This is a genomic window from Candidatus Angelobacter sp. (genome assembly GCA_035607015.1).
Taxonomy (GTDB): domain Bacteria; phylum Verrucomicrobiota; class Verrucomicrobiia; order Limisphaerales; family AV2; genus AV2.
In genome coordinates this window covers 1-6,060 of sequence record DATNDF010000049.1, presented here as the reverse complement: position 1 = coordinate 6,060, position 6,060 = coordinate 1, and the positions used below count along the sequence as shown (strand labels likewise).

6 protein-coding genes are annotated in these 6,060 nt (G+C 59.1%); 3 read left to right on the top strand and 3 right to left on the bottom strand.

Annotated features, from left to right (window positions below):
* The 3 genes from VN887_02070 to VN887_02060 all read left to right on the top strand — a co-directional run.
* Positions 1–346 (top strand): ASPIC/UnbV domain-containing protein (locus VN887_02070; protein ID HXT38787.1); only part of this gene is annotated, 346 nt, incomplete at its 5' end.
* Positions 330–2,102, top strand: coding sequence for a tetratricopeptide repeat protein (locus VN887_02065; GenBank protein HXT38786.1), 1,773 nt, complete (start codon positions 330–332; stop codon positions 2,100–2,102). The genes VN887_02070 and VN887_02065, both read left to right, overlap by 17 nt.
* Positions 2,103–2,107: 5 nt before the next feature.
* Entirely contained in the window at positions 2,108–4,045 is a 1,938-nt protein-coding gene (locus VN887_02060) for a multiheme c-type cytochrome (GenBank protein HXT38785.1), read from the top strand.
* A 145-nt stretch (positions 4,046–4,190) separates the two neighbouring features.
* On the opposite strand, the gene VN887_02055 is transcribed toward VN887_02060, so the two are convergent.
* From VN887_02055 to VN887_02045, 3 genes are all read right to left on the bottom strand, one after another.
* Complete coding sequence (locus tag VN887_02055) at positions 4,191–4,532, bottom strand: hypothetical protein (GenBank protein HXT38784.1); 342 nt, start codon at positions 4,530–4,532, stop codon at positions 4,191–4,193.
* Positions 4,533–4,559: 27 nt separating this feature from the next.
* Positions 4,560–5,498 (bottom strand): prepilin-type N-terminal cleavage/methylation domain-containing protein, encoded by a 939-nt coding sequence (locus tag VN887_02050; GenBank protein HXT38783.1) that lies wholly within the window; start codon positions 5,496–5,498, stop codon positions 4,560–4,562.
* Between the two features lie 227 nt (positions 5,499–5,725).
* The coding region (locus tag VN887_02045; GenBank protein HXT38782.1) for an enolase C-terminal domain-like protein at positions 5,726–6,060 on the bottom strand (335 nt) is incomplete at its 5' end.

Below are 6,060 nucleotides of genomic sequence, written 5' to 3'. Positions count from 1 at the left end.
GGCCTGGCCGGAAGCAAGGCAGACGTTGCGAATCTACCAGAACACGCTTGATGACCGTGGCAACTGGATCGGCTTCCGTTTTCGGGAAGAAAGCGGAAAACCATCACCGGTCGGCGCCCGCGTGACGCTGCGCTATGGCGGGCGGAGCGCAGTCCGGGAAATCGTGACGGGCGATTCCTATCGTTCGCAGCACGCGGACACCGTGCATTTTGGTCTGGGGAAGGCGGACCGGGTGGACCGGGTGGAAATCAAATGGGTCAACGGCCAGGTGTTGAACTTGCGCGAACCTGCCGTGAACCACTATCACGATATTCGTCCTCCATCAGAAAATGCGATTCAGCGGTGACACGCGAGCGGGCCGGAGTTACCGTGCGTACGCCATGCGGATGTTTGCTTTTGCAGCGTTCTGTGCCGCGGCGGGGTTGCTGGCGGCAGCGAAGGTCGTGGAGGACGGTCGTGCAAAAGCCGCTGACGCGGGACCCATTACCTTCAACCATGATCTTGCGCCGCTGATTTTTCAACATTGCGCGCCGTGCCATCGTCCGGGCGGAGCCGGCCCTTTTTCTCTTCTGCAATACGCCGATGTCCGCAGGCGCGCGAAGGAGATTGGCGAAGTAACGGCAGGCCGGCTCATGCCTCCATGGTTACCGGTGCCCGATGGCCCGGCATTCATTGACTCGCGCCGGATGACAGAAGCCGAGGTCGATCTGTTTCGGCGCTGGATCGCAAGCGGCGAGTTGGAAGGTGCGGCCGGCGATCTGCCGCCCGTTCCGACATTTCCATCGAATTGGCAACTGGGGCAACCGGATCTCGTCGTGCGGATGATCGAACCGTTTGAACTCGGTCCGGAAGGACCGGATGTCTATCGCAACTTCGTCGTGCCGCTGCCACTGACATCCAATCGCTTTGTTCAGGCATTCGAGTTTCGTCCCGGCAATCAGAGCGTCCATCATGTCCGCATCCTGTTCGATCATACCGGGCAGTGCCGCCGTCTCGACGACCAGGACGCCGACCCCGGCTTCGGCGGAATGAACGTCCCCGCGCGGTTTCCGCCCGGTCAGCTGCTGGCCTGGGCGCCGGGCCACCAACCGCGCCGGAATCCGCCAGAACTGACCTGGCTGCTGGAAGCCAACAGCGACCTTGTGCTCCAGATGCACATGCAACGCACCGGCAAAAAGGAAACGGTCCAACCCGAAATCGGTTTCTATTTCACGGAGTCCCCGCCGGATCGAATCCCTTTTGTCATGGGCCTGATTTCGCAACTGATCGACATTCCGGCCAGCGAGACAAATTATGCAGTGGCGCGCAGTTTCAAACTGCCGGTGGATGTCGAACTACTGGCGGTCATGCCCCACGCCCACTATCTCGCGCGGGAAGTCCGGTTCACGGCGACTTTTCCAGACGGCAAGAAGCGCTCACTGCTGCGCATTCCGCGCTGGGATTTCAAATGGCAGGAATTGTATCGCTACAACGAGCCGGTCCGGCTTCCACGTGACACGCGGCTGGAATTATCGATCAGCTACGACAACTCGTCAGCGAATATCCGCAACCCCAACCGTCCTCCTCGCCGCGTCGTTTTCGGCCCGCAGAGCACGGACGAAATGGGCGAAATATGGTTTCAGGTCATGCCCGGCAACGCGAACGACCTCGCCATCTTGAAACGCGAAAAGCAACTCATGGACTCGCGTGAAACCGCCGCGTTTTACGAAAACTTTCTTCGCGCCCACCCGGGCGATGCCCCGTCCCATGTTGCGCTGGGCAAGGTATTGGGTCCGCTCGGCCGGACCGCCGCCGCCGCGCAACATTTTCGGATCGCCCTCGATCTTAAGCCGGATCAACCCGAGGCTCATTATTATCTCGGTTTGATTTTTTTCGACGACCACCAATTCTCGTCGGCCCGCCTGGAATTTGAGGGGGAATTGCGCGTCAATCCGGAACACTACAAATCCCTTGTCGGACTGGGATTGATCTGCATCGAGGAGCAGGATCTGGATCAGGCGGAGGTGTGCGTCCGGACCGCGTTGCGCATCAATCCAAAAGACCCGGGAGTGCGCGAGATTCTTTCCAGGATTGAGAAGGCCCGGGCCGGATCCAAACCGTAAAAACCATGACGCCGACTGAATTCCTGCGCAGGTGCGCGCCGGCTGGGCGGCCGGGCATGCTGGCCGGTGTCGGCGGGTTGTTTCTGTTGTTGGGTTGCTCGCCGAAAGACGCGGCGACCGGCGTGGACAAGCCGGACCTCCCACGCGCGACCGAAACATCCGCGGTGGTCGAGGCTTCCGGCTTCGCTAGCGTTCTTCCACACGTCGGCGGACCGGCGGGGTATGTCGGTTCGCAGGCGTGCCGCGCGTGTCACGAGGATCAATACGACAGCTGGCATCGCAGCTATCACCGGACAATGACGCAGATCGCAGCGGCGGACACGGTCCGGGCGGATTTTCACAACGTGGCGCTCACCAACGATGGAGTCCGTTTCGTCTTGAGCCAGCAGCGCGATGAATTCCACGTACGAATGGAACGCAACGTGGCGACACCCGACGGACCCGCCGCAGAAACGGCCGATGTTCGAGTCGGACTGGTCACCGGTTCGCATCACATGCAGGTTTTCTGGGTGCCGAGCGGTGACGGTAACATGCAGATCGGCTTCCCTTTCACGTGGTTGATCCCGGAGAAGCGCTGGGTGCCGCGCAACTCGACATTTGTGCGACCCCCCGAGGTCGTGCATCAGTCGGAAGTCTGGAATGTTGTCTGCAGTCGGTGTCACGCCACGGGAACTGAACCTCGCGCGAATTCTGAAACTCGCACGATGGACACGCGCGTTGCGGAATTGGGCATCGCCTGCGAGGCATGTCACGGTCCCGGGCAATCCCACGTTGCAGCCCGACGGGCGGCCCGAAACAATCCACGGCCGCCTGATGCGCAAATCCTGAGGAACGAGATTGTTCACCCCAAAAAAATCGACCCGGCCCGATCCGCCCAAATCTGTGGTTTTTGCCACTCGATGAAATGGTTCGATAAGTCTGAAGGATGGCGTCAGAGTGGATTTCGCTTCCGGCCGGGCGATGATCTGGAGCAGACCACACCCATCATCCGGCCATCTCGAATCGCGGCGATACCCGGGCTGGCGGACGTTCTCGCTCGCGATCCCGATCTCCTCCGTGACTTCTTTTGGTCCGACGGGATGATCCGGGTCTCTGGCCGGGATTACAACGGATTGCTCGAATCGCCGTGTTACAAGGGCGGCAGGTTTTCCTGCCTGTCCTGTCACTCCCTCCACGAGAGCGACCCCAACGGCCAGCTGGCGCGCAATCGGACGGACAACCGCACCTGCACCCAGTGTCACGAGCGATTCAAGGACGAGCCGCAGGTCGCGGCGCACACGCACCACCCCGCCGCGTCCAGCGGGAGCCAGTGCTACAACTGCCACATGCCGCACACCACCTACGGCGTGTTAAAGGCGATCCGGAGTCACCAGATCAGCAGCCCCCGCGTTGCGGACGAACTGGCGACGGGCCGCCCCAATGCCTGCAATCTCTGCCATCTGGACAAGACGCTTGCCTGGACCGCATTGGAGCTTAAACAATGGTACGGGCAGGCAATACCTGAACTCACAAACGACCAGACAAACATCGCGGATGCGGTGCGACTGGCACTGGCCGGCGACGCAGGGCAACGTGTGCTCCTGGCGTGGCATCTGGGCTGGGGACCCGCGCTCGAAATTTCTCGAACCAACTGGGTGGCGCCGATCCTGGGACAATTGCTGGATGATTCTTACGCGGCCGTGCGCTGTGTAGCGGAGCGCTCCCTGAAACAGGTCATGCCGGGAATCGTCCCAACCGGTTACGATTACACCTTGCCTCCTGAGTCGCGCGGACCGGTCGAATCAGTTGTAGTGGGCAGATGGAACAGGGAAATGACGGCCGAACAGAATCAAAACCCGCCGGGCCAGACAATGGTTCGCTTAAACGATTTAACCGCGATGAAGGAGGGGATTCAACGGTTGATTCGCCAGCAGGATCAGAAGCCGGTCCGGTTAAGGGAGTGACCAGCGAGCCACGTCGGACGCGAAACTAAAGATTCTGACTCGTTCGTCTCTTGATGCTCAGGCAGGTCCAGCGCGGGAAAAACACGATTCGCGATAACACTCGAACAAAGACTCCCGTTCCCGCACGGGTGTTTTGAGAATGGAACTAACGGCCGGACGTCATGACACCCACGGCCTTCAGGGCTTCAGCAGCCTTCGGGTCTGTTGGGGCGGCTTCGCTCAACTTGAGCCGCAGTTCGCGGGAGAGAGCCATCAACTGCGCGTGCTGTTCCTCGGTGGCAACACCTTGATTGATTTTCAAATAGGCGGCAACCGCCCCCTCGTAATCTTTTTTCTCAAGCGCTGCTTTAACCTCCGCCGTGCCCGGGAGGGAATTGGTGTCGAGTTGAGAAACGCTGGCGGGAGGGTTCTTTGGACCGCAGCCCACGCTGATGCCTGCAATCAGCACAAATACCATTAAAACCGCGCGACAGACCGATTTGTCCATGATGGCGGGATAAACAGAGGGTCGCGATTACCTGTAACGCGGCCCGTTCAAAATGTCATTTGGCGCAGGTATTTTCTTCGTCACCAGATCATGGCATCTGCTCCACGGCACAAGTTCACCGTGACCATCAAACATGCCCACCAGCGCGCCGCCTTTGAGGCTTCTTGCGGTGAGTACCGGGAGCGTCCACCAGCTCGCAATTCCCGCGTGACGCAGGGAAATCGTCTCACCGATTGACTCGGGGTTGTTGCCTGCGTCGTTGAAATAAAAAGGGTCACTTTCATTCTGCTCCCAGAACTGCCAGTCGGTCGATGGGAGGAAATCCGTTACCTTGAAGGTTCTGCCGTCCGGGTTGAATGCGCTTCCTTTGGTGCCCACGTATCCTCCGATCGTGCCATTCCAACAGTAAGAAGTCACTTTTACCGGCCGCTGTATCCAGTTGTAGGCAAGTGTTCCGATTTTTTTGGGGTCGCCGACATGCCGGGTGGCCACATCCTTCGGGCACCACATGACGTGATAATCGCTCACGTAAGGTCCGAGTTGGCCAATTTTGAAAAACGAGATCTGATTGCTGAACTGCGTCGAACTGACGTCCCGCCCCGCGCAATTACCACTAATGATTCCGGCAGTGGCAGGCAAGCTAGCACTTCGACCATTGTTTTTTGTCGCGTACGCCCATCCGTCGGGACCCGGGCTGCCTCCATCAATGCCTCCCCACGTCGGGTGCGCCAAATAGTCGTTATCGTCCTGGGAATACAGATGACTCGATAAGAGGATTTGCTTCACGTTGTTCCGGTCAACCGTCATTTGCGCCTGATCCTTTGACTTCGCCAAAGCCGGCAAAAGCAGCGCGGCCAGAATGGCGATGATGGCGATCACCACCAATAGCTCAATGAGCGTAAAGGCCCGGCGCGACATCTTGTTCTTGAGCCATGAAAGTCGTTCTTGAAGGCGAGGTTTTTTCATAAGCGTTGTCGAGTGCGGCTGCAAGTGCACCATGCGTTGTTTTGGGCTAACGGTGTGGAGACTAATCTTCTGAAAAATCAGAGTCAACTGTGCGTTTAAGGGCACACCTTTCCCGGCACAGCCCGGATTCTTTCCGGGCGCTCCAGAACGCCGCCAGTCTTTACCGTCCGGACGCCTCCACGAACGCATGCTTTCGGGCTGCTGGCGGACAATTGTCGATAACCATGCTAGGTCCTTTGTTTGACCCGCAGTCCTGTTTGCTCGGGGGTTTCGGCAAAGGAAATGATTCCGTTCTTTGCACTTGCGCCCCGGTAGGGGTCGTTGGTCACCAGCAGATTGCCGTCGATGTCGAGGTAGTCAGTCAGTTCGGCGAGGTGGGCGGCCGCCGTGATTGAGACACTCGATTCGATCATGCAGCCGAGCATCGTTTTTAATCCTGCTTTCCGCGCGGCCCGCAGTGCTTCGACCGCGCCGGTGATGCCGCCGGTCTTCATCAGCTTCACGTTCACACCGTGGTAACACTCGGCGCAGCGGTCGACATCCGCGGCCGTCAGATAAGATT

Bases quoted from the DNA above. Each gene is read 5' to 3' on its own strand.
- VN887_02065 (HXT38786.1), top strand. From the start codon at position 330: ATGCGATTCAGCGGTGACACGCGAGCGGGCCGGAGTTACCGTGCGTAC.
- VN887_02060 (HXT38785.1), top strand. From the start codon at position 2,108: ATGACGCCGACTGAATTCCTGCGCAGGTGCGCGCCGGCTGGGCGGCCG.
- VN887_02055 (HXT38784.1), bottom strand. From the start codon at position 4,532: ATGGACAAATCGGTCTGTCGCGCGGTTTTAATGGTATTTGTGCTGATT.
- VN887_02050 (HXT38783.1), bottom strand. From the start codon at position 5,498: ATGAAAAAACCTCGCCTTCAAGAACGACTTTCATGGCTCAAGAACAAG.